Origin of the sequence: Pseudonocardia sp. SID8383, from assembly GCF_009864975.1 — a bacterium.
Taxonomy (GTDB): domain Bacteria; phylum Actinomycetota; class Actinomycetes; order Mycobacteriales; family Pseudonocardiaceae; genus Pseudonocardia; species Pseudonocardia alni.
Map to the genome: position 1 here is coordinate 1 of NZ_WWFY01000729.1, position 1,429 is coordinate 1,429.

The 1,429-nt window shown below is 71.3% G+C and carries 1 protein-coding gene; it reads left to right on the forward strand.

From position 1 onward, the window contains the following. The first annotated feature begins 101 nt into the window (after positions 1–101). Positions 102–1,190, forward strand: a complete 1,089-nt coding sequence (locus GTW08_RS17625; protein WP_073576633.1) for a ribonucleotide-diphosphate reductase subunit beta — start codon at positions 102–104, stop codon at positions 1,188–1,190. Positions 1,191–1,429: the final 239 nt, after the last annotated feature.

The window sequence follows — 1,429 nt, forward strand, 5'->3', positions numbered from 1 at the left end:
CCCGCCACCGCCGTGCCCGCCACCGCCGTGCCCGCCACCGCCCCCGACCTCGACCCGGGCGCCGCCTGCTCGGTCGACGACCCCGACTGCGAGGCCTGCCAGTGAGCACCCCGACCGCCTACCGTCGCACCGGCGCCGACACCAGCGGGCTCGGCGAGATCGCACGCGGCGCCGCCCCGGTCGCCGCCGACGACAAGCGCATGATCAACGCCCGCGCCGACGTCAATCAACTCCTGCCGCTGAAGTACACCTGGGCCTGGGAGAAGTACCTGGCCGGCTGCGCCAACCACTGGATGCCGACCGAGGTCGCCATGCAGGCCGACATCGCGCTGTGGCGCTCCCCCGGCGGGCTCACCGACGACGAGCGCCTCATGCTCACCCGCAACCTCGGGTTCTTCGCCACCGCGGAGTCGCTGGTCGCGAACAACATCGTGCTCGCGGTGTACCGCCACCTCACCAACCCCGAGTGCCGGCAGTACCTGCTGCGGCAGTCGTTCGAGGAGGCCGTGCACACCCACACGTTCCAGTACGTGTGCGAGTCGCTCGGGCTCGACGAGGGGGCGCTGTTCAACGCGTACCGCGAGGTCCCCTCGATCACCGAGAAGGACGCCTGGGCGCTGCGCTGGACCCGGGCCCTGTCCGACCCGGACTTCCGGACCGGCACCCCGGAGAACGACCGCGCGTTCCTGCGTGACCTCGTCGCGTTCTACGTGGTGTTCGAGGGCATGTGGTTCTACACCGGGTTCGCGCAGATCCTCGCGCTCGGCCGGCGCAACAAGATGGTGGGCATCGCCGAGCAGTACCAGTACATCCTGCGGGACGAGTCGATCCACCTGAACTTCGGCATCGACTGCATCAACCAGATCAAGATCGAGAACCCGCACCTCTGGACGGCCGACTTCGCCGCAGAGATCCGGACGATGCTGCACGAGGCGTGTGAGCTGGAGGTCGCCTACGCCCGCGACACCATGCCCCGCGGGATGCTCGGGCTGACCGCCGAGTCCTGCGAGCGGTACCTGCGGTTCATCGCCGACCGGCGGGCCGAGCAGATCGGGCTCGCCCCGTTGTTCGGGGAGCCGGAGAACCCGTTCCCGTGGATGAGCGAGGCCATGGACCTGCGGAAGGAGAAGAACTTCTTCGAGACGCGGGTGACCGAGTACCGGACGGGTGGGTCGCTGGACTGGGGCTGAGGGGGTGGGCCGGGCCGGGTGACCGGCCCGGCAGCACCTCCGGGCCGCTCGTCGCGATCGCCGACGTCCCGCTCGACCGAACCGGCCGCGGAGGTCTGAGGGCCGTCAGCCGGCGTTGCGGTCGCCGCTCGGGTCGAGGAGCCCGTCCGCGCCGGTCCGGCCGCGCCAGGCGTCGAGCACGGCCGGGTCAGCCCCACCGGCGACGGCGAGCACCCGCAATGCGACCGCCTGCGCGGCCC